Below are 26,145 nucleotides of genomic sequence, written 5' to 3' on the forward strand. Positions count from 1 at the left end.
GAACGGCAGTGCCACAAATCTAGCATGAAAAACCCTGTAGAGGGGAAGTAGGGGCGATTCACGAATCGCCCAATGCGACTAATTTTCGCGCAGCCCTTCGACAAATACCACCCGGTAACCCTTCTTGACCTGGGCATCACGGGTCGCGAGCAGGGCCGATTCAGCCTGCTCGCGACTGGGATAATGCTCGCGTTTGAGCCGCCCACCCGAACCCTGATAGCCCCATTCTTTCACCAACGACCAGCCTTCCAGCAAATCCGGCTGTAAAAACAAGTGGTAAAAGCGCGGCGCCTCTTCGGCAGCGGGCGGGGTTTGTAAATAAATTCTCATGCCATTCTTTCTTAGGTGAGCGCCGCCGGACTAAACATCCGATCATGTTCAAGAATGGCATAGCGATCCGTCATCCCGGCGATGTAATCGGCCACCGCCCTCGCTCGCCCGGGCTCTCCCTGCTCGACTTCAAAATAACGAGCATGTTCGGCCTGTTCTGGCGGCAACAATTTCGGTTCGGCCATGAACGCGGCAAACAAATCGCGGATGACACGACTGGCCTTGCTGGTCATGCGCTGTACGCGGTAATGCTGATAGAGATTGTGGCGCAGGAAGCGTTTCAATTCGGAATTCAGCTGCCGCATCGGTTCACTGAAGCTGACTAATGGCTGCTGCTGTTGACGCACATCATCAATGCTTGCCGGTTGAATCTGAGCCAGCGTGGCGCGCGTGTTGTTGACCAAATCACTGACCTGGGCATTGATCATGCGGCGAATGATTTCATGTGTCTGACGCCGGCCACCCAGTTCGGGATATCGCTGCGCCACTTCATCGTGCTGACGGCGAAATAACTCGATTTCACACAACTGCTCGACGCTAATCAACCCGGCGCGCAGGCCATCGTCAACATCATGATTGTTATAGGCAATTTCATCGGCCAGATTGGCGAGTTGCGCCTCCAGACCGGGCTGGCGCTTTTCCAGAAACCGTTGCCCCAGATCGCCAAGCGTTGCCACCTTACCAAGACTGCAATGTTTAAGTATTCCCTCGCGCGTTTCAAAGGTGAGATTCAAGCCGGGAAAATCGGCATATTTTTCTTCCAGCTCATCCACCACACGCAACGATTGCAGATTGTGTTCGAAACCACCGTAATCACGCATGCATTCATTCAACACATCCTGCCCCGCATGGCCAAACGGCGTATGACCAAGATCGTGCGCCAGCGCAATCGCTTCCGTCAGATCTTCATTCAAGCCCAGCACGCGCGCAATCGAGCGCCCGATCTGCGCCACTTCAATCGAATGCGTGAGCCGGGTGCGGAACATGTCGCCTTCATGATTGACGAAGACCTGGGTTTTATACTCCAGACGCCGGAAGGCAGATGAATGGACGATGCGATCGCGATCGCGCTGATATTCACTGCGATACGTGGGCGCGGGCTCGGCATGACAACGTCCCCGCGAACGCTCTGGATGCGCCGCATAGACAGCAAGTGGCAATGTTCGCTCTTCCATTGACTACTCCCGACATTGCTCCAACGTTTGGCGCAAGGCATCTGCTTTAAAATCCGCCGTCACTACTGCTTCACCGATAGCGCGCAACAACACCAGACGCAACTGGCCTTCTTCAACCTTCTTGTCCACCGCCATCAAATCCAGCATCCGCTCCACACTCAGCGCCTTTGGCGCGCGCAAGGGTAACTTTGACCGCTGCAACAAGGCTTCGATTCGCTGCACAGCGGCGCGATCAATCCAGCCCAGGCGCGCCGACAAATCAGCAGCCATCGCCATCCCCGCCGCCACCGCCTCACCATGCAACCAGGCGCCATAACCCATGCCGGTCTCAATGGCGTGGCCAAAGGTATGCCCCAGATTGAGCAACGCACGCTGGCCTTGCTCGGTTTCATCTGCCGCCACCACTTCCGCCTTGTTACGACAAGAACGCTCGACGGCGCAAGCCAATGCCGCCGGATCACGCGCCAGCAACTGATCGATATTATGTTCCAGCCAGACAAAAAATTCCGGATCACGGATCACGCCATATTTAATCACTTCGGCCATGCCTGCCGCCAACTCACGATCAGCGAGCGTATTCAAGGTCTCGGTATCGGCAATCACACACCGCGGCTGATAAAAGGCGCCGATCATGTTTTTACCCAGCGGATGATTCACCGCCGTTTTGCCACCCACGGAAGAATCCACCTGCGACAGCAAGGTGGTGGGGATTTGCACAAACGGCACGCCGCGCTGATAACAGGCGGCGGCAAACCCCGCCATGTCGCCGATCACGCCACCGCCGAGTGCGACGATGGTCGCCTTGCGTGAAAAGCGATGCTGCAACAAAGCCGTGAAAATGTCGTTGAGCACGGTCAGCGATTTGTATTCCTCGCCATCGGGCAGGATCACTGCTTCCACGCGGCGCCCCGCAAGCGCTGTTTTCACCACATCCAGATACAGGGGGGCAACCGTAGTATTAGTCACAATCAACACCTCTTTGCCGCCAAGATAGGGCGCGATCAATTCTGCGCGGCGCAATAAATCACGGCCGATAAAAATCGGATAACTGCGCTCACCAAGCTCCACCGTGAGTGTTTTCATACTGCCTTCATTCCCATGCTTCATTCGTAATCATGATCGGGGCTGATTCGCCGCACCAGATCACGCACCACCTCGCGCGCGCCGTGTTTATCGGTATCGATAATGACATCCGCCATTTCGCGATACAACGGATCGCGCTGTTCCAATATTGCCGCCAACCGACTCCGCGGATCATCGGTCTGCAACAACGGCCGGTTCTTGTCGCGCGCTGTGCGCTCAAAGAGGGTATCCAACGAGGCGCGCAGATAAACTACCATCCCCCGCGCCGCCAGGTGGCGGCGGTTGTCCGGATCCAACACCGCCCCACCCCCGGTCGCCAAGACGATACCGCGCCGCTGAGTCAGCTCATCAATCACCGCCTGTTCCCGCTTGCGAAAACCCGCCTCACCCTCAATTTCAAAAATCAGGGGGATAGAGACGCCGGTACGGTGCTCAATTTCATGATCGCTATCGACAAATTCCCACGCCAGCCGCTTGGCCAGCTGCCGGCCAATCGTGGTCTTGCCGGCGCCCATCGGCCCGACGAGAAAGACATTCTCGTGTTTGGCGGCGGGGAATGGGTAGGTATCGAAATTCATAGAGGAGAAAATGTATCAGAAACACGGCCCTAACGCTAAATTCTGCAACCCCACAAAAGAACAGGGCCGCTGTTGCGGCCCTGGGTATCCTGCGAATGCCCACATGCTACTGAATCGATGAGCCCTCTTTAACGATCTTGGGCGTGATGAAGATCAGCAATTCTTCCTTGTTATCCGACTTGGTCGTCGAACGGAACATCCAGCCAATCAGCGGCAGATCACCGAAGAATGGCACCTTGGTCACGCCGTCGTTCTTCGATTGCTCATAAACCCCACCCAGGACCACGGTCTCGCCGTTCTGCACCAGCACCTGGGTATTGATCTCGCGGGTGTTGATACTGGGCACACCGTTATAAACAGTGCCCACACTGTCCTTATTGACCTTAAGATCCATGATCACCCGGTCATCTGGCGTGATCTGGGGCGTAACCCGCAGGCTCAGCACTGCCTTCTTGAACGATACGGATGTTGAACCTGATGAAGAAGCTTCCAGATAAGGGATTTCCACACCTTGCTCAATCAGCGCTTCTTTCTGGTTAGCCGTGATCACACGCGGCGTCGAGATCACCTCGCCCTTGCCCTCACTCTGCATCGCCGACAGCTCGAGATCGACCATGGTGCCAAATGGCAGCTTGGCCAAACCCATGGCGATCGAACCCGCCGGGCTCGTCACCGGCAGATTGACATTGAGCCGGCCCGGCGCAACCAAAGTTTCATTGTTAATGAGCTGATCGACAGCCGTGATGCTGCCGGACGTGACACTCTCGTGACCGCTGGACGTCATACCGGTATCCCGTGAAATACCAAAACGGGCACCCAGATCTCTACCAAAATCGCTATTGGCGATTACGATACGTGACTCGATCAACACCTGCTTCACCGGAATGTCCAGAGATGCGATCAGTTTGCGCGCCTGCGCCAGTTTGTCCGCAGTATCCTGCACTAATAAGGTATTGGTACGGGTATCGATGGACACACTGCCGCGCGACGACAAGACGCTGTTCTTCTCCGCCTTGAGCAGGGTGGCAATATCGGCCGCACGGGCATAATTAATTTGAATCATCTCGGAATACAGTGGCTCCAGCTCCTGGATCTGGCGCCGCGACTCAAGATCCTGTTTCTCGCGGGCAGCGATTTCATCCGCCGGACCGATGTAAACCACATTATCCGTCTTGCGCATGTCCAGACCCTTCGTCTTGAGGATGATGTCCAGCGCCTGATCCCACGGTACATTTTGCAAACGCAGCGTTAAGCTGCCTTTGACCGTATCGCTGGTTACCAGATTCATGTTGGTAAAATCAGCGATCAACTGCAATACTGCACGCACCTCAATATTCTGGAAATTCAGCGACAACCGGTCGCCGGTATAGCTCTTCTTTGGGCCGGCCGCCAGCATCTCCTTGTCTTTTTCATCGGTCTTTTTGACTTCGATAGTCAGCAGGTTGTCCGATTGAAAAGCCAAATGCTCATAGGCGCCCTTGGCGCTGATCAGCATCCGCACACCACTGCCCTGACGCACCGTTTCAATATCCGTCACCGGCGTTGCAAAATCCGTGACATCCAAACGTTGCGACAGCTGTTCCGGCAAGGTGGCATCCATGAAATCGACAGCGACCTTACCCGCTTCCTGATGAATATTGACGTTGGTGCCTGGATCGGAGAGCGTAACAATAATTCGGCCTTCGCCTTTCTCGCCACGACGGAAATCAACGTTCTTGATCGAGCGGCCAACAGCAGGGGCATGCCCACTGACGACGGCAGACGGCCTGGTTTCGGCCATTGGCAGCATCGAGGTTGCCACTTGCTCACTGGAATTGAGCACCACATAAATGTCATTACCCTCAACGCGCGTCTCATAAGGCACCAGACGCACGAGATTGAGCACCACACGAGTCCGGCCATTAGCCTCCACTGCGCTTAGACTGCGGGCCACGCCGACGCCAATATTGGTATTGCGTTGTGGCAAGGCATTTTTGGTGCGCGCAAAATCAAAGGCGATGCGTGCTGGATTATCGATGGTAAAACTCAGCGGTTCGGACGCACCCTGCTTCATGGTAAATTTAATCTGCACCCGATTGCCGGCCAGATTCACAACATCTACCGCCTGCAGCGCATTCTGATCCTGATTCGCAGTGGCCGTCTCGACAGGCGCCACAGCCTCCACCACCGGCGCTGTTTCAGCCGTTGCTTCTTCCTGCGCCAGCGCTACGCTCGGCAACAGCGATGCCAACAGCATCCACGCCAGTCGCGACTGATGCCGCCGCTCTTTAAAATTTGTCAGATCCGCTCGTATCATTGCCTTGCCCTCTATGGGATCACTCAACTATCGACATGGTTGCCGGGCGCTCCAACCAGCCGCCAAGTCCGTCCGGCACAATTTCAACCAACTCAATCTTTTCTTCATTCACGTTTAGAATGCGCCCATGGTTCTGGCCGAGATAATTGCCAGGCACCACTCGACTGACCAGTCCATCCGGGGTTTGCACCAGCGCAAACAATTGCTTGCCGCGCCGCATGGTGCCCACCATATGCAAGGTGTCCAGCGGGAAGCTTTCCATAGGCTCGCGGCGGCGCTCAAAATCAGGGTGCGGTCCAGTACCGGTATACTTTTTATTAGCACCGTTATTTTCCTGCGATAATTTTGTATCCCAAGTGACAAACGGATCATCCAAATTCATCGCTGCGTAGGCAAAATTCGCTGGCGGACTAAATTCCGGCATGGGTTCGATGCGACCCTTGTTCTTCGCCTTGACGTCGGCGATATAGCCCTGCAAATCGGCAAACTCACCGCTCGAACATGCTGCCAACAGCAACGTAGCCAATGACAACACCAATGACGTCCGCCACGACCGGGATCGATTATGATGATGAGCGCTCACTTGGCCTTCTCCTCACCCTTGGCGGATTTATCTTCTTCCATATAACGGAAAGTCTTGGCGGTGGCCGTCATCACCAAACGATTACTCTTCTTTTCCTTACCTTCTTTTGGAGTTATTGCAATATCATTCAACGTCACAATCCGCGGCAAGGCTGCCACGTCACTGACGAATTTGCCAAAGTCATGATAGGTGCCTGTGACCTTGATATTGATCGGCAGCTCGGCATAAAACTCGGCAGGCACCTCGGGCACCGGCTTGAACAATTCAAAATTAAGCCCATTGGCAACGCCGGCCTGGGACACATCTACCAACAAGGCAGCCACCTCCGTTTTACTCGGCAGCTGGCGCAGCATCGTGCCAAATGACTGTTCCATTTCCGTCATTTGCTGCTTGTATTCTTCAACATTCACCGCGCGGTAATGTTTTTGCTCGAATGTTTGTTTCAGCTCTGCTTCTTTATTCCTGAGCGCCTCCAAGTTCGCCAATTGATTCTGGGTATCAAACCAATAGCCGGCAAACAAGACGGCGGCGCAGACAACAGCGATTGCCACCACCTTGACCGGCAACGGCCAGGCACCCGCATCGTTGAAATCGAGATTCTTGAATTGTTCGAGGTCAATCGACTTGAGGTCTTTTAGATTGAGGTTCATTATTTTTTACCCCCCGCCTTACCTTTGCCACCTTTCTTCCCCTCAGTCTTATTAGGATCTCTATCGCCGTTAGGATCGGCCGGGTTGCGCTGGCTCACCTTAAGCAAAAAGCGATTGCCGCGCGCCGCCTCTTTTCCTTCCTGCGCCTGAATCACATCCAGCCTTGGGTCTTTGAACCATTCGGATTTTTCCAGATTATTCATTAGTGATGAGACGCGCGCATTGGATTGTGCTACACCTTCAAGCTCGATCTCGGCTTCTTTTTGAGTGATTTTGGTCAGGTACAAGCCTTCGGGCATCACGCGCACCAGCTCATCTATCATATGGACTGCCAGAGGACGACGGCTTTGCAAATCCTGTATCACTGTCATGCGCTGTAGCAATTTCTTCTTCTTGACATCCAGCTCGGCAATTTCCTTGATCGAGGCATCGACCTTGTCGATTTCACCTTGAAGAAAAGTGTTGCGCGCCTCTTGAGTCCCAATCATGCCGCTGATATGGATATGCAAATATAAAATGATCGCCGCCATCAAAATAGCGGCGCCAGCGCCGATCGACACGAATTGACGTTGCCTTTCCTTACGTAATGCTTCGCGCCATGGGAGAAGGTTAATGCGCGTCATCGATCAAAACTCCGCATCGCCAAACCGCACGCAATCATCAATGCCGGGGCATCTGCACTCAGCTGCTGTGGTTTAATCTTTGAAGACAAGGACATATTGGCAAAGGGATTGGCCACCACCGTGGTTACGCCCAATCTTTCTTCGATCAACTCATCTATCCCGGGAATGGAGGCACAACCGCCGGCCAGGACGACATGATCAATACTGTTGTATTGACTGGAAGAGAAGAAAAACTGGAGTGAACGACTCACCTGCTGCACCATGGCGTCTTTAAAGGGCTTGAGCACTTCCGGTACATAGTTATCCGGCAACCCTCCCTGCTTCTTCGCCAAACCCGCTTCTTCGTACGAAAGCCCGTAACGGCGCTGAATTTCTTCGGTCAGCTGCTTTCCGCCAAACACCTGTTCACGGGTATAGATAATCCTGGAGTCATGCAACACATTCAGGGTGGTCATCGTCGCGCCGACATCGAGCACGGCAACGGTCGCGCCCTCACCGTTATTCGGCAATTGTGCGGCGATCAAGGCAAATGCCGTCTCCATGGCATAGGCCTCGACATCCACCACCCTGGCGATCAGTCCGCCTAATTCACAAGAAGCGACACGCACATCGACATTCTCGCTACGCGATGCCGCCAATAACACGTCCACGCTATCGGCGGTTTTTTCCGAAGGCCCGATGATCTGAAAATCCATGTTCACTTCATCCAGCGGATAGGGAATGTATTGATCGGCTTCCAGGCCGATCTGCGATTCCAAATCTTCTTCGCTGAGATTGCCGGGCATGGTGATGACTTTGGTAATCACCGCCGAACCGGCGACGGCAACAGCTGCAAATTTGGTGCGGGGACCGGCGCGTTTGACCGCCTTGTTAATGGCTGCGCCTACGGACTCGACATCGGCGATGTTTTTTTCCACCACGGCATGCGGCGGCAAGGGCACCACGGAATAGCTTTCGACCCGGTAACGGCTCCCCGCTTCGCTTAGTTCAAGCAATTTGACAGCGGTGGCGCTGATGTCCAATCCCAGCAGGGTAGGTGCTTTGCGTTTGAAGAGTTCCAAAACCTCATTCCTTTGCAGAAATCCGTACGGTATCCAAGCTACCTACGGGTTATCGGGCATTCATGCCCATACTTAAGTCTCTTCACAAGAGCAATCATGCGATAATTCCAATAGTTAGTGCTATCCGTCAATCATTATGTGAACTAGTTATCGGTAACTGCCTGTCAAACATTAGCTGTACTACGGTAAGATACACGGCCATGTTCACTTTACCTTCGACCTGATCCGAGTCTATACATGAAACTGTTTAACAATTTTCTGCGTCGCATCCTCTTCGGGATCCTGGCCTTAGGCCTCCTCGGCCTGGTCGGACTGGGTGCCTCATTCGCCATTCTGATCCCGCAGCTGCCATCGGTGGAAATGCTGCGCGACATCCAATTCCAGGTCCCGCTTCAGGTTTTTGCCGAGGACGGCCAGCTGATCGCTGAATATGGCACCAAAAAACGCATCCCGCTCAGCTACGATCAAGTCCCGGAGCCGATGATCAAGGCCGTACTCGCTGCCGAAGATGATCGCTTTTTTCATCATCCTGGGGTTGACTACCAAGGCCTGGTTCGTGCCGCCGTGGTATTGGCCACCACCGGTGAAAAGGCTCAGGGCGGCAGCACCATTACCATGCAGGTTGCGCGTAACTTCTTTCTCAGCAACGAAAAGACCTATTTGCGCAAACTCAACGAAATCCTGCTGTCCTTCAAGATCGAACATGAGCTGACCAAGGAACAAATCCTGGAGCTTTATCTGAACAAGATCTATCTCGGCAATCGTGCCTATGGTGTAGGCGCGGCTGCGCAAATTTATTATGGCAAGCCATTGGCCGAACTAAGCATCGATCAATTTGCCATGATCGCAGGCCTGCCCAAGGCCCCTTCGCGCTACAACCCCATCGCCGACCCACAGCGCGCCCTGTTAAGACGCGACTACGTCCTCAAACGGATGCGGCAACTGCGATTTATTTCCGACAAGGAATACGAAACGGCAAAGGCGCAACCCTCGGGGGCTACCTTGCACGCCTCCGCCATCGGCGCCGATGCACCCTACATCGGCGAAATGGTCCGTGCCGATCTTTACGCTCAATACGGTGAAGATGCCTATACCAAAGGCCTCAACGTTTACACCACCCTCAACTCATCGCTGCAATCCGCATCCGATACCGCACTGCGCAAGGGATTACTCGATTTCGAACGTCGCCACGGCTACCGTGGCCCGGTGCGCAAAGTACAAATTGACTCCCGCGCCGATGCCGCCCAGCTGCCCGATCTGCTCGCCTCGGATCCGGACATCGGTGGACTCAAGCCCGCATTGATTTTGTCGACTCAAGCCAGCACCGCCACTGCGCTGCTGGCCGATGGCAGCAAGATCAAACTCGAAGCAGATGGCTTATCCTGGGCCCTTCGTTCTGGCAAAACCAATCCCGTCGCCAGCGGCGATGTGGTCTATGTTGAAAACGTTACCCCCGGCAAGTGGTCTTTGGCACAAATCCCCGCAGTTTCGGGCGCGACCGTGTCTATCGATCCCGATAACGGCGCAATTCGCGCCTTAAGCGGCGGCTTCGATTTTTACCAGAGCAAATTCAATCGCGTGATCCAGGCCAAACGCCAGCCGGGCTCCAGCTTCAAGCCGTTTATCTATTCAGCGGCGCTGGAACATGGCTTCACTGCGGCCTCGATTATCAATGACGCGCCTGTCGTTTTCGACGACCCCAGCCTCGAATCCGCATGGCGGCCGGAAAACTTCAGCGGTAAATTCTATGGCCCGACCCGCATGCGCGAAGCCCTCACTCACTCGCGTAACCTGGTATCCATCCGTTTATTACAAGCCGTGGGCCCTGATGTCGCCCTCGACCACGCCACCCGCTTCGGGTTCGACCGCAGCCATCTGCCGCGCAACTTGTCGTTAGCCCTGGGCAGCGGTGAAGTCACCCCGCTCGAATTGGCGCGTGGCTATACCGTGTTCGCTAATGGCGGATTTCTGGTGCAGCCTTATTACATCTCACGCATCGAAGACATGAATGGCAAACTCCTGTTCCAGGCCAAACCCGTCGTCGCTTGTCGTGAATGCGAACCCGTGATCACCCCCAGCGCTGACGGCACAACGCCCACCGAGACGGCGCCCGCACCCACCACCACTGCCAGCGGCCAACCGCTGGCGAAGCGTACCGTCTCCCCGCAAAATATCTACATCATGACCAGCATGATGCGTGACGTCATCCGCGCAGGCACCGCCACCCGCGCGATGCAGCTTGGCCGCAACGACCTCGCCGGTAAAACAGGCACCACCAATGATCAGCGTGACGCCTGGTTCGCTGGCTTTAATAAAGACTTGGTTACCGTCAGCTGGGTTGGTTTCGATGATTCGCACCCGCTGGGCAACGATGAAACCGGTGGCCGTTCGGCCCTGCCGATCTGGATGGACGTCATGCGCGTCGCTTTAGAGGGCAAACCGCAAATCGATCCCCCGCAACCGCCGGGTATCATTAGCGTTCGCATCGATCCGGAGACAGGCATGTTAGCGCGCGGCAATCAGGCCAATGCCATTTTTGAAATTTTCAAGGTTGAAGATGCACCGCAACGACAAAGCGACCTGCCTGACGATTCCGTCTCCTCAGGCAGCCGCGGGCGCGATGGCGGCACGGCATCGCAGCCGCTGTTCTGAAAAAACGAGCGAAACCCTAACGCGAAGGCGCAAAGATAACGCTCAATGAGTGCGTTCGTATTTTTAGCTTTTCTCCGCACCTTTGCGCCTTCGCGTTGGATTTTCTAACTTCGCTTGTTAATATCCACATAATCCCGCTCGGCCGCACCAACATACAACTGTCGTGGCCGTGCGATCCGCTGGTTGGGATCGGAGATCATTTCCATCCACTGTGCCACCCAGCCTACGGTGCGCGCAATCGCAAACATCACCGTAAACATATTCACCGGGATACCCAACGCCTTATAAATGATGCCGGAGTAAAAATCGACATTCGGATACAAGGAACGCTCGCGGAAATAATCGTCCTTGAGCGCAACCTCTTCCAGCCGCATCGCCAGCTCGAATAACGGGTCATTGGCATCGCCCAATTTCTCCAGCACCTCATGGCACATCTGGCGAATGATCTTGGCGCGCGGATCATAGTTCTTGTAGACGCGATGGCCAAAGCCCATCAATCGAAAACTGTCATTCTTGTCTTTGGCGCGATCAAGAAATTTCTGAATGTGTTTCACATCGCCGATTTCTTCCAGCATCCCCAACACTGCCTCATTGGCACCGCCATGGGCGGGCCCCCACAATGCAGCGATACCGGATGCCACGCAGGCAAATGGATTGGCCGCCGAACTACCGGCCAGACGAATCGTGGAAGTACTGGCATTTTGTTCATGATCCGCATGCAGAATAAAAATCAAATCCAGTGCCCGCTCGGCGATGGGATTGACATAATATTCCTCGCACGGCACTGAAAACATCATATGCAGCAAATTGCCGGTGTAGCTCAGGCTGTTGCGCGGATAGACAAACGGCTCACCGATGGAATGTTTATAACTCGCCGCCGCAATTGTCGGCATCTTGGCCATTAACCGATGCGCGGCGATTTCACGGTGCCTGGCATTTCGAATATCGGTGGAATCATGATAGAACGCCGACAGCGAACCGACGACACCGACCATAATCGCCATTGGATGTGCGTTGTATTGAAAACCTTGATAAAAACTCCTCAGGCTTTCACGAATCATCGTATGATGAATAATTCCGGTACTGAATGTTGTTAACTGCTCACGGCTCGGCAACTCGCCATACACCAGCAAATAGGCCACTTCGAGAAAGGTACTCTTTTCCGCCAGCTGCTCGATGGGATAGCCGCGATACAGCAACTCCCCCTTGTCGCCATCGATATACGTGATCGCGCTGCGGCAACTGGCGGTCGACATGAATCCGGGGTCGTATGTGACATAACCGAGTTCTTTGTAGAAAGACATGATATCCACCGCGCCTGGACCATGTGTGCCGCGATGCACAGGCAACTCGATCTGCTTACCTGTGGCGTTATCAATAACAGTTACTGTGTCTTTTTTCGATTCGCTATCTTTGGCCTTTGCCATACACGCGTCCTCAACCAGTAAGTTGTTTCTTCACACTCTAGCGGCCAAACGCCATGCCCGCTTTAATCCAACTGCTTGTTTCCATGTCGCTTTACCTGAAAACAAACCCCGAAATAGTCTTGTTTTTCCTGGCACTGAGTTATACTGCAAAAAATATTAGCCAATCGCCACCTTAACGTGAAGAAGCTTAATAAGAAACATCAAGCCAGAATTAATACCCTGTTTCAGCAAGCACAGGGTTATTTTAATTCTGGTTACCTTCAACAAGCACGCTCCGGTTGCACGGACATCTTACAGCTCAACCCGCAACACGCAGAAGCACTACATCTGCTGGGGCTTATCTGCCATCGTGCCGGCGACACTCAATCCGCCGTCCAGTTCATCGAGCAGGCCGTAGCCGCCAATCCAAAATCAGAAGCTTATTTGGGCAATCTCGGCACTATGTACAGCATGCTGGGCAATATCCAGGCCGCCGCCCGGGCCTATGAACGGGCACTGGCCATCGCCCCCCACTCTGCCGCCATTCACATGAATCTGGGCGTCGTCTATACCCGCGAAGGGCGCTATGACGATGCGATTGAAGCCTACCGTAAAGCTATCGCACTCAAACCCGGTTTCGCCGAGGCTCATAACAATCTGGGCATGGATCTGGAACGCAAAGCCTTGTTGAATGAAGCGGCAGCACAATTCCAACTCGCGCTCAAACACAATCCACAACTGCAGAATGCGCGTCAAAATCTACTCTTCTTGTTGAGTTATTACTGCCTCTCCACCCCCGAGCAAGTGCTTGAAGAACATCGCCAATGGGATCGCATCTACGGCGCACATGGCAGGCAACATCAATTCGCACACTCGCGCCACGGCGACCCCCATAAACGGTTACGCATTGGTTACGTGTCGCCGGATTTTCGCCGCCACCCGGTCAGCACCTTCATCGAACCCTTACTGGCGAAACATCATCGCGATCAGGTTGAAATCTTTTGTTACGCCGAGGTGTTTGAGCCGGATGCAGTCACCAAACACCTGCAATCGCTCGCCGATCACTGGCGCTCAACCATCAATACGCCGGATGAACAAGTCGCGCACATGATTCATGACGACCAAATCGACATCCTGATCGATCTTGCCGGCCACACTGCATTCAGTCGGCTCCCGATTTTTACCTACAAACCCGCGCCGATCCAGGCGACGTATTTAGGCTATTGCGCGACCACTGGTTTGCAGGCGATGGACTATTGGATCACAGATAACGTTCTGCATCCTGACAATACTCATGACTGCGCCAGCGAAACCATCTATCGTCTGCCGCGCTGCTGGGTGGTTTATCAACCGCCCGCCGGCGCACCTGACATACAACCACGCGCCGCCCACGCACCCCTCACCTTCGGCAGTTTTAACAACACACGCAAACTGGGTGACGCTGTTATTAGCGCCTGGTGCACGATTCTGAATCGTGTTCCGGGTTCACGCCTATTATTGAAGTCCCGTTATCTCGACCAGCCACATGAACGACAATTGATTGCCGAAAAATTCCGGCAGCATGGCATCGCGCCAGATCGACTGCAATTGCAAGGTGCCTCACCGTTTCCCGATTACTTAAATGTCTACAACGAGATTGATATTGCGTTGGACACTTTCCCCCGCTCCGGCGGCACCACCGCCGCCGACGCGTTGTGGATGGGATTACCGGTAATTACTTTGGCCGGACAGCGTTATGTCGAACGGCTGGCGGCGAGCAAGCTCAGCGCCATAAACCGCAGCGAATGGATCGCCAATACCACGGAAGAATATATCGAGATTGCCGTTTCACTGGCGAACAATCCGCAACTGCGTGCTGAACTGCGGCAAACACAACGCGCCGCGATGGCGGCCTCGCCGCTGTGCGATGGTGAAGGTTTGGCGACTGCGATGGAAGAGGCTTATCGCACGATGTGGCGGGATTATCTTGAACAACCTTAAAACATACTAAACCGCGAAGGCCGCAAAGTATACAAAGGAAAAAGCGTCAATTGACTGAAGGATGCTACGTAAGTTGTCGTGTAAATGTTTTCTCTTTACTGGCTTTCTTTGCGCTCCTTTGCGCCCTTCGCGGTTAAAGTTTTTATATTTTCTAACTCAAACTCTCACGCACCTGCGCTGCCGAACGCACCAAGGCGTTTTGTTCCTCTGTCGTTAACGGCAACTCAATCACCCGTTCCACCCCACCCGCACCCAACACCACCGGCACCCCCATCGCCAGATCGCGACAACCATATTCACCCTCAAGCACGGCAACACAAGGCAGAATACGGCGCCGGTCATGGGCAATGGCATCGACCATTTCGGCAATCGCCGCAGCGGGGGCATCATAGGCGCTGGCATTTTGTTTGAGCGCGAGGATTTCGGCGCCGCCCTTGCGTGTGCGCTCGCAAACGCGCTCCACCGTTGCGGCATCAAGAAAGTGAGTGATGGGAATACCGCTGATCGTACTGTAACGCGGCAACGGTACCATGCCATCGCCGTGACCGCCGATCACCAGCGCGCGCACGTCTTCGATCGAAAGCTTTGCTTCGGCGGCGATGAAACTCGCCATGCGGGCACTGTCCAGCACACCGGACAAACCCAACACCCGCTGCCGCGGCCAGCCCGTGCGCTGCCAGGCAAAGTAGGTCAATGCATCCACCGGATTGGTCACCAGCAGCAGCATGGCCTCCGGTGCATGGTGCAACACGTTGTCCATGATCGAGCCGATGACGGTCTTGTTGACCTGCATCAACTCAGCACGCGACATGCCCGGTTTACGCGGCAAACCGGCAGTAACAATCACCAGATCGGAACCCGCCATCAGCGCCGGATCGGCACCACCAGTTACACGCGTATCAAATTCGAATTGCGGCGCGCTCTCCTGGATATCGAGTGCGATGCCTTGCGCCACCTGCGCGTCCGTGCCCAACAATACCAGCTCGCGACACAGCTCTTCTTTGGCAAGATTCTGCGCCGTGGACTCACCGACGCGACCGGGACCCACCACTGTGATTTTGCGCATAGCACACCTCCTTGTATGGCTTTTTAGTAAACCCTCCGAACCACAGAGGCGCAGAGTACACAGAGAATAAACATTCTGTATAGCGCTGATGTGCGCAGGCAGCGGGTGAGCGCAGCGCTAAAATGACATTATGACTTCCTCTGTGCTCTCTGCGCCTCTGTGGTAAGGTTTTTAGGATTTCAGATTTTTGTCTTATAGTGCGCCGGATACGGCAGACTCGCCACCCCCGTCTCCACCGCTGCACGCGCCACTGCCGCCGGTACGTGATCGATCAGGCGCGCGTCAAAGGGCTTGGGAATGATGTAATCGGGCCCGAACGCCAGATGATCGAGCTTGTAAGCGGCCAGCACTTCGCGCGGCACGGGTTCTTTGGCCAACGCGCTCAACGCATGCACGGCACCGATTTGCATCTCGATGTTGATGCGCGTGGCGCGCACGTCCAGCGCACCGCGGAAAATATAAGGAAAACCCAGCACGTTATTCACCTGATTGGGATAATCGCTGCGGCCCGTGGCCATGATCATATCCTTACGCACCTGGCACGCCAGCTCCGGACTAATCTCGGGATCGGGATTGGAGAGCGCGAACACCACCGGCTTCGGCGCCATCACCTGCAACATCTCCGGCGCCACCAGATTCGGGCCTGAAACGCCGACAAATACATCCGCGTCCTGCATCGCATCCGCCAGCGTGCGCTTGGTCGTATCCAGCGCGAACTGACTCTTCCAGATATTAAGATCGTCGCGGCCGCTGTGTATCACGCCACGCCGGTCGACCAGATAGATGTGTTCTTTTTTCGCGCCCAGCGCCACCAATAACCGCATCGAGGCGATGCCCGCGGCACCTGCGCCCAGACAAACGATGCGCGCCGAGGCCAGCGTCTTGCCCTGCAACTCCAGCGCGTTGAGCAAGCCAGCGGCGACGATAATCGCCGTGCCGTGCTGATCGTCGTGAAAGACGGGAATATCGAGACGCTCGATCAATGCATCTTCAATCGTGAAACAATGCGGCGCGGCGATGTCTTCGAGATTAATGCCGCCGAAGGTCGGCGCAATGTTGGCGACGGTTTCGATAAAAGTGGCGGGATCCTGCGTGCCGACTTCGATATCGAACACATCGATATCAGCAAACTTCTTGAACAGCACGCCCTTGCCTTCCATCACCGGCTTGCCGGCCAGCGCGCCGACATTGCCCAGACCCAGCACCGCACTGCCATCAGTAATCACCGCCACCAGGTTGCCCTTGCCGGTATAGCGATAGGCGGCCTCCGGATCGGCATCAATCTCACGCACCGGCGCAGCGACGCCCGGGGTGTATGCGAGCGAGAGATCGACTTGCGTGGCACAGGGCTTGGTAATCGCCGTCCCGATTTTCCCGGGCTTGGGATGCTCGTGATACTTGAGGGCGCGTTGCTTGAGGTCATCGCTCATATCATTAATCCAGTTATGTAGTTGCAGGGATCGATAACATACATTTTACCCGACGATCGTAGTCTTGGCGCTACTACTTGATTTGCAGGCAGATAATGCCTGTCACCTGTAGGGGCGATTCATGAATCGCCCCTACGTTTAATGCGATACCGCCTCCGCCGCCGGAATCCGCCACCACAAGACCAGTGACGTCACCAACAACGCCAGCTGCCCCAACGCCATATGGCTCGGCGCGAGGCTCAACAATGGCACCGCCAAGCTCGCAATCAGCGCATTGACCATCATTTGCACAAAACCCTGCAACGCCGACGCTGTACCACGATGATGGGGAAAACAGTCCAGCGACAACACCGTCATCGCCGGCATCGCCAATCCGATGCCACAGGCAAACAACACCAGCGGCGCCACCGAGGTGACGACCATCGGCAACAGCCACAGCGATTGCGCCACATTCAATACCGTACCCACCGTCATCAACGTCAACGCCAGTTTCACCGTCCGCTCCGGCGGCCAGCGATGAGCCAGCCGCGCGCTCAACCCAGAACCGGAGATCATGCCCATCACCATCGGCACGAACATCAGACCAAAATCGCCGCTTTGCAGATGCAAAAAATCAAAGATCAGCGTCGGCGCCCCAGCAATATAAAGAAACATACCGCCGAAATAGCCGCTCACAATAAACACCAGTGACAAAAAACGGCGATGCACCAACGCGCGGCCGTAAACACGGGCCACATTCACTGGATGAAAGGATTGGCGCAAGGCTGGGGCCAGCGTCTCCGGAATTCGCAACAACACTAGCAAAAACACCAGGCCGCTATAAATCGCTAGGAAATAAAACACACTGTGCCAGCCAAAGGCATCGTGCAACCAACCGCCAATCACCGGCGCTATCGCTGGCGCCAGCGCAAACAGCATCATCACCTGCGACATCGCCCGCTGCGCATCCTGCGGATTGTAAACATCGCGGATCATCGCCCGCCCCGCCACCAAGCCACCCCCGGCCGCCACCCCCTGCAACAGGCGATAGAACAAAAAGCTGCCATAGTCCGCCGCCATGGCGCAGCCGACCGACGCTGCAATATAAAACAACAACGACCCCAGAATCACTCGCCGCCGTCCCAATCGGTCCGCCAACGGCCCCAACACCAGCGTCGAAATCGCAAACGCCGCCAGATAAAACGCCAGACTCTGCGACAACAACGCCCGGCTCACCCCAAACTCCGCCTCAATCTCGGGGAAGGAAGGCAAATAGGTATCGATGGTAAACGGTCCGATCATCGACGTCACCGCGACGATCAGCGTCAGTCCTTTGGGTGGGGGGATTTTATGGGGCACTTAGTTTCGCTTATTAAAAAACGCCCTCCCTCTGAGGGAGAAAGGACTCATTTTTTCAACAAGTGGCTAATGATGAGGCGCATGGGCCGCATCGGGTTTCACTTCGATTTTCAACCCAAGACCGTGCATCAGCTTAACGAAACTGGAGAGCTTGGGATTGCCTTTGCTTGAGAGCATTTTATACATGCTCTCACGGCCAAGAGAGGTTCGCTCTGCCAAGCCGCTAATCCCATCTTCTTGCGCCTCCGCAATATTACGCAGCGCCATCAGAACGACGGCGGGATCGTCACTTTCCAGCGCCTCGTTTAGATATTCACAGGCAACATCCAGGTCTTTCAACATCTCATTATGTGTTTGCCGAACGTTTCGGGTCGCCATCGTTTTCACCTCACTTGTTACTTTTGTGCGCTGACCAATACGTAAGCGCACGTTTAATATCCTTCTTTTGGCTGGACTTATCGCCACCACACAACAGCAAATAGATATTCACACCATCTTTCGCATAGTAGACGCGATAACCGGGGCCGTAATGAATGCGCAATTCGCTCACACCTTCCCCCACTGGCTTGGAGTCGCCAAACAGTCCCAGCTCCATCCGGTCCACTTGCATGATGACCTTCGCCTTGGCGCGTGGATCATTCAGCGCTGCCAACCAACCGCCGTAGGGCGAATGGCCCTCATCGTCCAAATATTCGTGGATGATATTTATTATCGGCATATCACATTGTATCCTTTAGGATACATGAAGTGCAAACCCGCGCTTGACTGCAATAATGCTTACAAAGCATATACATGTAACGATTACCCGCCTCGGCGAAGGGATAGGGATGATATGTAGAGTAATGAAGTTTGTGTGGAATGTCAGTCGCCATATTTTTCAGAGACTTACCCTGCCACGCAATATTAGCGCGGGCTAATTTGTCAAAAAGAAGAAATGCAAACATAATCGATTTGCAAAACAAAACAGTGGAGATGGTGCGTGAAATACGCCGTCGGGTGTTCGTTATCGTTGCTACAAGATAAGGTGCGAGCAGAACCGCCTAGGTTACGAAATTTAAAGGGTTTTGACCCTGAGGTCTGGTGAGCGACCGACCATAACGGCGGAAGACGCTGCGCTTTCCGCCCTACGCGCTTCGACATCCAGACGCCAAACGAACCCGGCATCTATCCCTTCCAGTGGCGCATGCAGCAAAAACAGATGGGATTATTCGGTGCAACGAGTCCGTTGTTGAAGATTGAGGTGAAGAGGGGCGGGAAGTAACTGTACGGGTGATGATGGAGTAGGGTGCAATAAGGCGGTAGCCGCGTTGCATCGGAGGGTGGTTCATGCGGCGCAAACGCGTAAGGCGTAACGGTAGGGCGGAAAAGCGTAGCGCCTTCCGCCGCATGAAGTTGCATAAATGAATCCCATCATGCCAAATGATTATTGGAACTGTCGAGCCCAAGAAAAACCTCGCACCTTCGCCTCAAATGGGCCTGAAGAGAACATACGGCGGAAGGCGCTACGCTTTTCCGCCCTACCTAAAGAGACTACATCTGCCTTACAAGCAGGGATCCGTCGCCGGTTCTGACGCTGAGCCAAATGTTTGTGTGATCGAATTACCTTGAATGATTTGAACAATCTGTGACAAACCAAAGGTAATACTGAAAAACTGGCAAAACGAGTTGGGATCGGTCGTCGGCGCACCCTACATAGTAAGCGTAGCCTGGGTTGAGCGTTTTTTGCGAAACCCGGGTTATTGATGGCTACAACTGTACACCCTGAGTTTCACTTCGTGAAGCCCAGGGTGCACAAGCCAAACATCCTGCATCTTGATGTCCTAAGTAGGTATTTACTCAGCTTATGAGTGGTGTCGAAATCGTGATGCTGCGTGTTTGGCGCGGCGTTGGCCATTATGAAAACATGGGCATCGTTGGTGGCAGTATTTGCTAGTTGAGAGCGATGACTTGAATGTAACCCTAAGTTGTCCATTTTCATTGCCAGTGAAATATTGCTGATAGCAATTTTGGTGATCGCGTCTAATATGATGTCATGTTCCTTGGTATGTAGAAGCGAAAGGTCAGCGTTTGCATTTGTTTGTCTTGTTGATAATTGCCAAGGTAATGGGGGGTCATGCCGTGGCATCAGCGGGCTATTAACGGGGAGTAGTCACTTTATTTGGTTTGTCCGGCATGAGTAAGAAACGAAGGGAATTTGGACGGACGGTTAGAATAATCAAGGAGAAATAACATGTTCGGTTTTCAAGAAAATTATCGCATGTTCTTTAGATTAATCGGAGTTTTGCTGGCGCTTTCTGCCTATGCGGGGGTTGGTGAGGCGAGCCCGGTGTGGGAACTGGTGCCGGCGAAAGGCAAAGTTGTGTTCTGGTGGACTGAGGAAAGTGCTGCAATTACGCTTCCAGAAGAAAGGCAAAATAATACTAATGAGGCGAAGTGGGAAAAATTTGAAAATCCTCCAGCCAACGCAACGGATTGGCGACAGTGGACGGAAGATAAAGACGGCAAGCGCTCCGACGTGATCGGAGGGAATATCAAGAAAACCAATCCATGGAATTGGGAGCCACTTGACACTCTGCCTGCTGTGGACTGGCGGATTCCAGACCTCTTTGCGGTAGAACCGAACTTGCAGACGCTCTATACGGCAGTAAATCTTGATTTGTATTTGGCTAACAATCCATGGCCATTATTGTCGATTGGCGACCTATTATCGATCGCTGACGGCAAAATATCCGGTCTGCAAGGTATTTATTTGAGTTCGACTGAATTTACGTTTGATCCAAACTCTGAAAACGGGTTTGTGGGAACCGCGTTTAATGGCTTGGCGCGAGCTGGTGCTTTTCACAGCAGCGTGCCGGAACCGACGGCAATCTCGTTGCTTGGATTAGGGCTGGCATGCTTGCCTGTGTTCAAGAGAGTTCGCAGCGCCAAGACGGGCTGACATACTGCTCTGACAATTAACCCTAATTTGAAGAACACAAGTTTTTCAACGCGCCTAAGACGTAATGGCAGAGCGCCAATAGGCGAAGCCGTATTGCGCCGGATGGAAGCGCAACGCGTTTGTGAAAACTTAAACTACCGTAGCTAAGACGCTACTGGCCCAAAAGTTATTTTGATTCATTCTTGTTTTTCTTCGCCGCTTTTTTCTCTTTTGGAGTCATGGCGGGCTTCTTTTTACTCTCTTTATTACTTTTTTGTTCCTTGCCCATGGCGCTCACTCCTAATAATGAATGGGAAATCTTCGGGTTAGTTATTACAACTCAGTTTAACGGAACCGACAATGATTTTCTGACAACACTGCACAAGATACTGAGATAGAAAGGGAAGTGATCCCTCCGTCGGTAACTACGGAGTATTTCGCCGTCTGGCATGAGATGAGCCAGCGCTGGCGAAAATAGCAGACGCCAATCCACAATACCATGAATATAGACACTGGGTTCCACTCTTTTCGGCAACCCAGACAAGTAGGGTGCGCATAGCGCACCCTACATCTTGGACTTTATGACATATGCTTTCCGGTGGTGAGTTAAAAATAAATGGGGGCGCAACACCACAACGGGATCAGTTCCAACATTCCAACATTAATCTCCCATTGCACTAACGCGTAAGACGTAATGGCAGGGCTCAAAAGCTCAATCCATTTTGATCGCTCGGCAATCACTCAGTTGCGTTTAATCTTCACTATCACTCGTGGCCGTCACATCAGTCGCGTGGGCGTGGCGGGCGAGCACCTTGTCGATGCGCTTGCCATCGAGGTCGACCACCTCCAGCCGCCAATCCTCCCAGGTGACGATGTCGCCGGTGCGCGGCAGGTGGCCGAGCAGCCACATCACCATGCCGCTGAGGGTGTGATAGCGGCCGCGCTCCTCTTCGGGGACGCTCTTCAGCGCCAGCCGATCCTTCAGTTCGGGGATCGGGATCAGTCCGTCGAGCAGCCAGGAGCCATCCTCGCGCTGTACGGCCCAAGCGTCTTCGAGATGGTGCGATTTGAATTCGCCGGTGACTGCTTCCAGCACATCGTGGAGCGTGACCATGCCCTGCACTTCGCCGTACTCGTCGATGACAAAGACCAGATGGGTGCTGGAGGCGCGGAACTGTTCGAGCAGTTCCATGCCGGTGAGTGACTCGGGCACATAGACGACCGACTGCAACTGGTAAGTGAGATCGGCCCTGGCCCCCTTGAGGGTCTGGTTGAAAAGCTGCTTGGCGGTGATGATACCGACGATGTCACCCAGGCCGCCGCGGCAGACAGGGAAACGGGAGTGATCCGATTCCGCCATGCGGGCAAGGTTCTCCTCCAGCGGACGGTTGAGGTCGAGCCAGACGATGTCGGCACGCGGCACCATCAGGGTGCCGAGCTGGCGGTCATCGAGGCGGAACACATTACGCACCATCTCATGCTCACTCTTATCGATGATGCCCGACTCCGACCCCTCTTCCAGCATGGCGTGGATTTCCTCCTCGGTCACCCCCTGCGCCCCCAGGTCGCGGGTGCCGAGCAGCCGCAGTAGCAGAGCGGTCGAGCGCATCAGCAGCCACACAAACGGGCGCGAAGCAACGGCCAGGGCATTCATGGGGCGCGCCACCAAGCAGGCGATGCGTTCGGGATCCATCTGGCCGATGCGCTTGGGCACCAGCTCGCCGACAACAATCGAGATATAGGTGATGACCACCACTACCAGCACTGTGGCGCCGATCTCGCTGGGCCGCTGTTCGAAGCCAAGCTCCTGAAGCCAGAGCGCAAACGGCTCCGCCAGGGCGGCCTCGCCGACGATGCCGTTGAGGATGCCGATGGAGGTGATGCCGATCTGGATGGTGGAGAGGAAGCGGGTCGGCTCCTCGCCCAGTTTGATGGCCATCGCGGCGGAGCAGTCACCCGCCTCCGCCAGACGGGCCAAGCGCAGGCGGCGGGCGGCGATGAGCGCGATCTCGGACATGGCAAATGCGCCATTCAACAGGATCAGGGCAGCGAGGATCAGAATTTCCATGGGGCAGTTTCCGGAATAGACAATGAAAAGAAGCGGCTCACGAACGGTAGTCCGAGGCACGGGGCTATATATTACACGAGGCGCTACAGCGACTGTTTTAAGTGCCATTCGGGTCGGAGCCCTTAATCCTCTCAATAAACCATCAGCACGCGGCCCGGGGCACTTCTAACATTCCAACATTGATCTCTCATTGCACCAGCGTGAAAGAACATTCCTAAACCTGTTCGTCACGTGCCTATTGCTTGGCCTCTTGACTTACCTTCATCTATCGAGCGACATATATATTTAACTGACTATAATTATTCTTGCATTGGCGGATATCAGACTGGCTCAATAAAACCGTGCTAACCGCTTAATTCGAGCGGTTATCTGAATTTAATCGCAACACGCCAGTCAAATCAGAGTGTCATTTTCTTGCGGGTATCAATAATCATCAGAAACCCGCATAGGAGGTAGGTATGTTTAAAAATGTAACAACTATCATCCACCATATTTCAATATTAGCCTTGAGCGCTGCTATTGCCCTATCGCTGCCTTACACAGGTAAATTTGTTGCAGACAATTACCTAACCTATTGGTCACTTATCGAAAGCGAAAAGGTGTTCCCTATTTCCGTGGAAATTGTGTTTGCAATACTGCTGATCATTTTTCTAAACTTTTTAGGGATGAGCTGGAAAGATAGGAAATTCTCTAGAATGGCTACTGTTGATATGGGCCTTGTGCTTGTAGCACATGCAGAAAGTCTTCGCTCGAAAAAGCGAGCGAAAAAACTTAAAGAAGAACATGGCATTGCAAAAGATGTGTTGTTAATTGGCTCAACGGGCTTCGATACATTCGTAACCCAGGAAGGGGATCTACATCAGATAATACAGAATTGCCGTGAAGCGAAGATAATGCTCCTGAATCCCTCTAGCGAAGGGGCAAACTTCCGCGCAAAGAGCATCCCCAATCCTGACGTAACACCTGAACGTTTCAGGAATCAGATCGCCAAGAGCATTGATTTTTTGAAAAACCTCAAATCTCTCCAGAAAAATATAAGACTGAAGTTGTACGAGGAGACGCCATTTCTTAAGCTTGTTATCCTCGGAGATTATATGTTTATGAAGTATTATCACGCTGGCCTGAGTGGACAGGACATGCCGGAATATATATTTAAACATTCTCCAAACCAAAGCAGTCTGTTCCATCCTTTCTATCAGTTTTTTCTTTCAAAATGGCGTGATCCGAATATCCCAGAATATGATTTTGATTCTGATGAGTTGATATATAGGGATACTTCCGGAAATGAGACTAAAAGAGAGAAATTTCTGCAATACATTACAGATTAAAGAGATTATCCGGCCGAAAGTTTGCGCCCCATATCCATATCCCGCAAACGCTGGGTATCACCGAATCTTTGCCATCGACGTAACTCCATAACGGGAACACCTGCTTCCACATTGGCACAGAGATGGAGCATAGCAAGCGCGGCTTGATGTGATGGGTTGAGAAGAATTAAAGGTGGCAAGGCCCTTAACACTTTATCGAGAAATATTCCTTACTGTGGTAAGTTGAAGATAAGCGGGGACGTAACCGCCCCCGCTTTTTTTATGCCGCTTTAACTGACTCCGCCTGCCCCTCAATAGGCGTGGCGCCCCCCGCGTTGATCTCGATGCGTTTTGGTTTCATTGCTTCGGGGATCACGCGTTTCAGATCCACGGTCAGCAATCCGTTTTGCAGTTTGGCGCCGGTGACTTCAACATGATCCGCGAGATTGAATTTGCGCTCAAAGGCACGGGTGGCGATGCCATGATGCAGATAATTGCGTTTTTGATTGTCGTCGGCCTTTCTGCCTTTAATGCTTAACATGCCGCGCTCGACCTGAATATCAATCTCGGTGTCGGCAAACCCGGCGACGGCGAGGGTGATGGCGTAACGGTTTTCATCAAGCACTTCGATGTTGTATGGCGGGTAACCGGGGGCAGTTTGTTCGGCGTGGAAGGCGCCTTCCAATAATGAGGCCAGGCGATCAAAGCCAACGCTGTTGCGATACAGGGGTGTTAAATCGATTGTGGTCATGGCATATCCTCCTTTGAAGCGATATGAAAATAATCAACTAGTTAGGTGAGCATGCGCCGATTAGCCCCATGCCCACATCAATAAAAATGTGGGCGGGGAAAAGAATTTCAAGCGTTGATCTTGCAGGAGAGAGGGAGCAGAACCCTTAATGCGTTACGTTACGCCCGATCAATGGGGCGCAACACCAGCAGCAAGACTATGCTACCGACAAGAAACCACACCGGACCCAGCAACCATAGCGTCAGCGGAATGGCCAGATAAAAACCTCGCATCCCCAACGTATAGTGACGGGCACCACGCTCCAGCAAGCGTCTGGCGCTCTCCGCACCGACATCCGGCACATCTTCTCGTGGCGGTACTGTGAGTGCAAAACAGGCGTGGTTGTAGTAACGAATTGCCAATGTGAAATTAAAAAAGGCAAAGAAAAAATCGATCGCGAGAAGCATCAGCTTTTCCAGCCACAACGCAGGAGCCACTGCCTCCACCCGATGCAACAGACCGGCCAATTCTCCTTGCCTGTCGGCAGTGAGGGCAAGATTGAAAACACCGAGCGCAATCAGAATGGCAGCTGAAGCAAGAAAGGTCGAGGCCATCGTCCAATTGCGCAAGGTTTGCACTGCCAGGATGTCGCGCTTGCGCGCGATGACGTCCTCAACCCAACGAGCACGGACCTCGTCGGCAGCACCGATGGCAGTCGCCAGTGGTGTTAAACGCACTTTGCGGTAGAGATGAACATGATAAAAAACCAAGAGCAACAAGGCCAATGGACTTAATCCGAATTCAATCGCGCGCATAAAATCCATTATGTGTTGTTCCTTACGATAAAGGGATGGGATCCTTTAATACTTTAC

General features: G+C 53.6%; 22 protein-coding genes. 4 read left to right on the forward strand and 18 right to left on the reverse strand.

Annotated features, from left to right (window positions below; translation table 11 throughout):
* Positions 1–78 precede the first annotated feature (78 nt).
* From HY272_10895 to HY272_10935, 9 genes are all read right to left on the reverse strand, one after another.
* On the reverse strand, positions 79–330 hold the full coding sequence (locus HY272_10895) for a WGR domain-containing protein (GenBank protein MBI3773190.1): 252 nt from the start codon (positions 328–330) through the stop codon (positions 79–81).
* 11 nt (positions 331–341) lie between these two features.
* Positions 342–1,505, reverse strand: coding sequence for a deoxyguanosinetriphosphate triphosphohydrolase (locus HY272_10900; GenBank protein ID MBI3773191.1), 1,164 nt, complete (start codon positions 1,503–1,505; stop codon positions 342–344).
* Between the two features lie 3 nt (positions 1,506–1,508).
* Entirely contained in the window at positions 1,509–2,588 is a 1,080-nt protein-coding gene (gene aroB, locus HY272_10905) for a 3-dehydroquinate synthase (GenBank protein MBI3773192.1), read from the reverse strand.
* A 20-nt stretch (positions 2,589–2,608) separates the two neighbouring features.
* On the reverse strand, positions 2,609–3,166 hold the full coding sequence (gene aroK, locus HY272_10910; GenBank protein ID MBI3773193.1) for a shikimate kinase AroK: 558 nt from the start codon (positions 3,164–3,166) through the stop codon (positions 2,609–2,611).
* 106 nt (positions 3,167–3,272) lie between these two features.
* The gene (locus tag HY272_10915; protein ID MBI3773194.1) at positions 3,273–5,402 is read right to left on the reverse strand and encodes a type IV pilus secretin PilQ family protein; all 2,130 of its coding nucleotides are present in this window, start codon (positions 5,400–5,402) and stop codon (positions 3,273–3,275) included.
* Positions 5,403–5,481: 79 nt separating this feature from the next.
* Positions 5,482–6,045, reverse strand: a complete 564-nt coding sequence (locus tag HY272_10920) for a pilus assembly protein PilP (GenBank protein ID MBI3773195.1) — start codon at positions 6,043–6,045, stop codon at positions 5,482–5,484.
* Entirely contained in the window at positions 6,042–6,665 is a 624-nt protein-coding gene (locus HY272_10925) for a type 4a pilus biogenesis protein PilO (GenBank protein MBI3773196.1), read from the reverse strand. Before HY272_10925 ends, HY272_10920 begins: the two co-directional genes overlap by 4 nt.
* Positions 6,666–6,694: 29 nt before the next feature.
* Positions 6,695–7,318 carry a PilN domain-containing protein gene (locus tag HY272_10930; GenBank protein ID MBI3773197.1) on the reverse strand — a complete coding sequence of 208 codons (624 nt, stop codon included), beginning with the start codon at positions 7,316–7,318 and terminating at the stop codon, positions 6,695–6,697.
* Positions 7,315–8,379, reverse strand: a complete 1,065-nt coding sequence (locus HY272_10935; GenBank protein ID MBI3773198.1) for a pilus assembly protein PilM — start codon at positions 8,377–8,379, stop codon at positions 7,315–7,317. The genes HY272_10930 and HY272_10935 overlap by 4 nt, the downstream gene beginning before the upstream one ends.
* Before the next feature lie 237 nt (positions 8,380–8,616).
* Between HY272_10935 and HY272_10940 the strand changes: the two genes are divergently transcribed.
* The gene (locus HY272_10940; protein ID MBI3773199.1) at positions 8,617–11,031 is read left to right on the forward strand and encodes a penicillin-binding protein 1A; all 2,415 of its coding nucleotides are present in this window, start codon (positions 8,617–8,619) and stop codon (positions 11,029–11,031) included.
* 104 nt (positions 11,032–11,135) lie between these two features.
* Here the strand turns inward: HY272_10940 and HY272_10945 are convergent, their stop codons facing one another.
* On the reverse strand, positions 11,136–12,458 hold the full coding sequence (locus HY272_10945; protein ID MBI3773200.1) for a citrate synthase: 1,323 nt from the start codon (positions 12,456–12,458) through the stop codon (positions 11,136–11,138).
* 177 nt (positions 12,459–12,635) lie between these two features.
* Between HY272_10945 and HY272_10950 the strand changes: the two genes are divergently transcribed.
* Positions 12,636–14,417 (forward strand): tetratricopeptide repeat protein, encoded by a 1,782-nt coding sequence (locus tag HY272_10950; GenBank protein ID MBI3773201.1) that lies wholly within the window; start codon positions 12,636–12,638, stop codon positions 14,415–14,417.
* Positions 14,418–14,568: 151 nt separating this feature from the next.
* Here HY272_10950 and mdh read toward each other — a convergent pair whose 3' ends face one another.
* The 5 genes from mdh to HY272_10975 all read right to left on the reverse strand — a co-directional run bounded on the left by mdh (position 14,569) and on the right by HY272_10975 (position 18,969).
* A complete protein-coding gene (gene mdh / locus HY272_10955; protein MBI3773202.1) occupies positions 14,569–15,483 on the reverse strand; it encodes a malate dehydrogenase in 915 nt (304 codons plus the stop codon).
* A gap of 179 nt (positions 15,484–15,662) precedes the next feature.
* Positions 15,663–16,913 (reverse strand): malate dehydrogenase, encoded by a 1,251-nt coding sequence (locus HY272_10960; protein MBI3773203.1) that lies wholly within the window; start codon positions 16,911–16,913, stop codon positions 15,663–15,665.
* A 138-nt stretch (positions 16,914–17,051) separates the two neighbouring features.
* The gene (locus tag HY272_10965; protein ID MBI3773204.1) at positions 17,052–18,251 is read right to left on the reverse strand and encodes a multidrug effflux MFS transporter; all 1,200 of its coding nucleotides are present in this window, start codon (positions 18,249–18,251) and stop codon (positions 17,052–17,054) included.
* A 66-nt stretch (positions 18,252–18,317) separates the two neighbouring features.
* Positions 18,318–18,629: a putative addiction module antidote protein gene (locus tag HY272_10970; protein ID MBI3773205.1), complete on the reverse strand. Its 312-nt coding sequence runs from the start codon at positions 18,627–18,629 to the stop codon at positions 18,318–18,320.
* 10 nt (positions 18,630–18,639) lie between these two features.
* Positions 18,640–18,969, reverse strand: coding sequence for a type II toxin-antitoxin system RelE/ParE family toxin (locus HY272_10975; GenBank protein MBI3773206.1), 330 nt, complete (start codon positions 18,967–18,969; stop codon positions 18,640–18,642).
* Between the two features lie 1,512 nt (positions 18,970–20,481).
* Here HY272_10975 and HY272_10980 point away from each other — a divergent pair.
* Positions 20,482–21,189, forward strand: a complete 708-nt coding sequence (locus HY272_10980) for a PEP-CTERM sorting domain-containing protein (GenBank protein ID MBI3773207.1) — start codon at positions 20,482–20,484, stop codon at positions 21,187–21,189.
* A 730-nt stretch (positions 21,190–21,919) separates the two neighbouring features.
* Here HY272_10980 and HY272_10985 read toward each other — a convergent pair.
* Entirely contained in the window at positions 21,920–23,236 is a 1,317-nt protein-coding gene (locus HY272_10985; protein ID MBI3773208.1) for an HlyC/CorC family transporter, read from the reverse strand.
* 458 nt (positions 23,237–23,694) lie between these two features.
* Here HY272_10985 and HY272_10990 point away from each other — a divergent pair, with 458 nt between their 5' ends.
* The gene (locus tag HY272_10990) at positions 23,695–24,564 is read left to right on the forward strand and encodes a hypothetical protein (GenBank protein ID MBI3773209.1); all 870 of its coding nucleotides are present in this window, start codon (positions 23,695–23,697) and stop codon (positions 24,562–24,564) included.
* A gap of 259 nt (positions 24,565–24,823) precedes the next feature.
* On the opposite strand, the gene HY272_10995 is transcribed toward HY272_10990, so the two are convergent.
* A complete protein-coding gene (locus tag HY272_10995) occupies positions 24,824–25,294 on the reverse strand; it encodes an Hsp20 family protein (protein ID MBI3773210.1) in 471 nt (156 codons plus the stop codon).
* Between the two features lie 158 nt (positions 25,295–25,452).
* Positions 25,453–26,088, reverse strand: coding sequence for a DUF599 domain-containing protein (locus HY272_11000; protein ID MBI3773211.1), 636 nt, complete (start codon positions 26,086–26,088; stop codon positions 25,453–25,455).
* Positions 26,089–26,145: the final 57 nt, after the last annotated feature.

This window comes from Gammaproteobacteria bacterium (genome assembly GCA_016200485.1).
Taxonomy (GTDB): Bacteria; Pseudomonadota; Gammaproteobacteria; order Tenderiales; family Tenderiaceae; genus JACQEP01.

What these genes read in the sequence shown, in the direction of transcription:
- aroB (MBI3773192.1), bottom strand. Translation starts at nt 2,588, where the DNA reads ATGAAAACACTCACGGTGGAGCTTGGTGAGCGCAGTTATCCGATTTTT.
- HY272_10960 (MBI3773203.1), bottom strand. Translation starts at nt 16,913, where the DNA reads ATGAGCGATGACCTCAAGCAACGCGCCCTCAAGTATCACGAGCATCCC.
- HY272_11000 (MBI3773211.1), bottom strand. Translation starts at nt 26,088, where the DNA reads ATGCGCGCGATTGAATTCGGATTAAGTCCATTGGCCTTGTTGCTCTTG.
- HY272_10995 (MBI3773210.1), bottom strand. Translation starts at nt 25,294, where the DNA reads ATGACCACAATCGATTTAACACCCCTGTATCGCAACAGCGTTGGCTTT.
- HY272_10990 (MBI3773209.1), top strand. Translation starts at nt 23,695, where the DNA reads ATGTTTAAAAATGTAACAACTATCATCCACCATATTTCAATATTAGCC.
- HY272_10980 (MBI3773207.1), top strand. Translation starts at nt 20,482, where the DNA reads ATGTTCGGTTTTCAAGAAAATTATCGCATGTTCTTTAGATTAATCGGA.
- HY272_10975 (MBI3773206.1), bottom strand. Translation starts at nt 18,969, where the DNA reads ATGCCGATAATAAATATCATCCACGAATATTTGGACGATGAGGGCCAT.
- HY272_10940 (MBI3773199.1), top strand. Translation starts at nt 8,617, where the DNA reads ATGAAACTGTTTAACAATTTTCTGCGTCGCATCCTCTTCGGGATCCTG.
- HY272_10915 (MBI3773194.1), bottom strand. Translation starts at nt 5,402, where the DNA reads ATGCTGTTGGCATCGCTGTTGCCGAGCGTAGCGCTGGCGCAGGAAGAA.
- HY272_10930 (MBI3773197.1), bottom strand. Translation starts at nt 7,318, where the DNA reads ATGACGCGCATTAACCTTCTCCCATGGCGCGAAGCATTACGTAAGGAA.
- HY272_10945 (MBI3773200.1), bottom strand. Translation starts at nt 12,458, where the DNA reads ATGGCAAAGGCCAAAGATAGCGAATCGAAAAAAGACACAGTAACTGTT.
- mdh (MBI3773202.1), bottom strand. Translation starts at nt 15,483, where the DNA reads ATGCGCAAAATCACAGTGGTGGGTCCCGGTCGCGTCGGTGAGTCCACG.
- HY272_10895 (MBI3773190.1), bottom strand. Translation starts at nt 330, where the DNA reads ATGAGAATTTATTTACAAACCCCGCCCGCTGCCGAAGAGGCGCCGCGC.
- aroK (MBI3773193.1), bottom strand. Translation starts at nt 3,166, where the DNA reads ATGAATTTCGATACCTACCCATTCCCCGCCGCCAAACACGAGAATGTC.
- HY272_10970 (MBI3773205.1), bottom strand. Translation starts at nt 18,629, where the DNA reads ATGGCGACCCGAAACGTTCGGCAAACACATAATGAGATGTTGAAAGAC.
- HY272_10985 (MBI3773208.1), bottom strand. Translation starts at nt 23,236, where the DNA reads ATGGAAATTCTGATCCTCGCTGCCCTGATCCTGTTGAATGGCGCATTT.
- HY272_10900 (MBI3773191.1), bottom strand. Translation starts at nt 1,505, where the DNA reads ATGGAAGAGCGAACATTGCCACTTGCTGTCTATGCGGCGCATCCAGAG.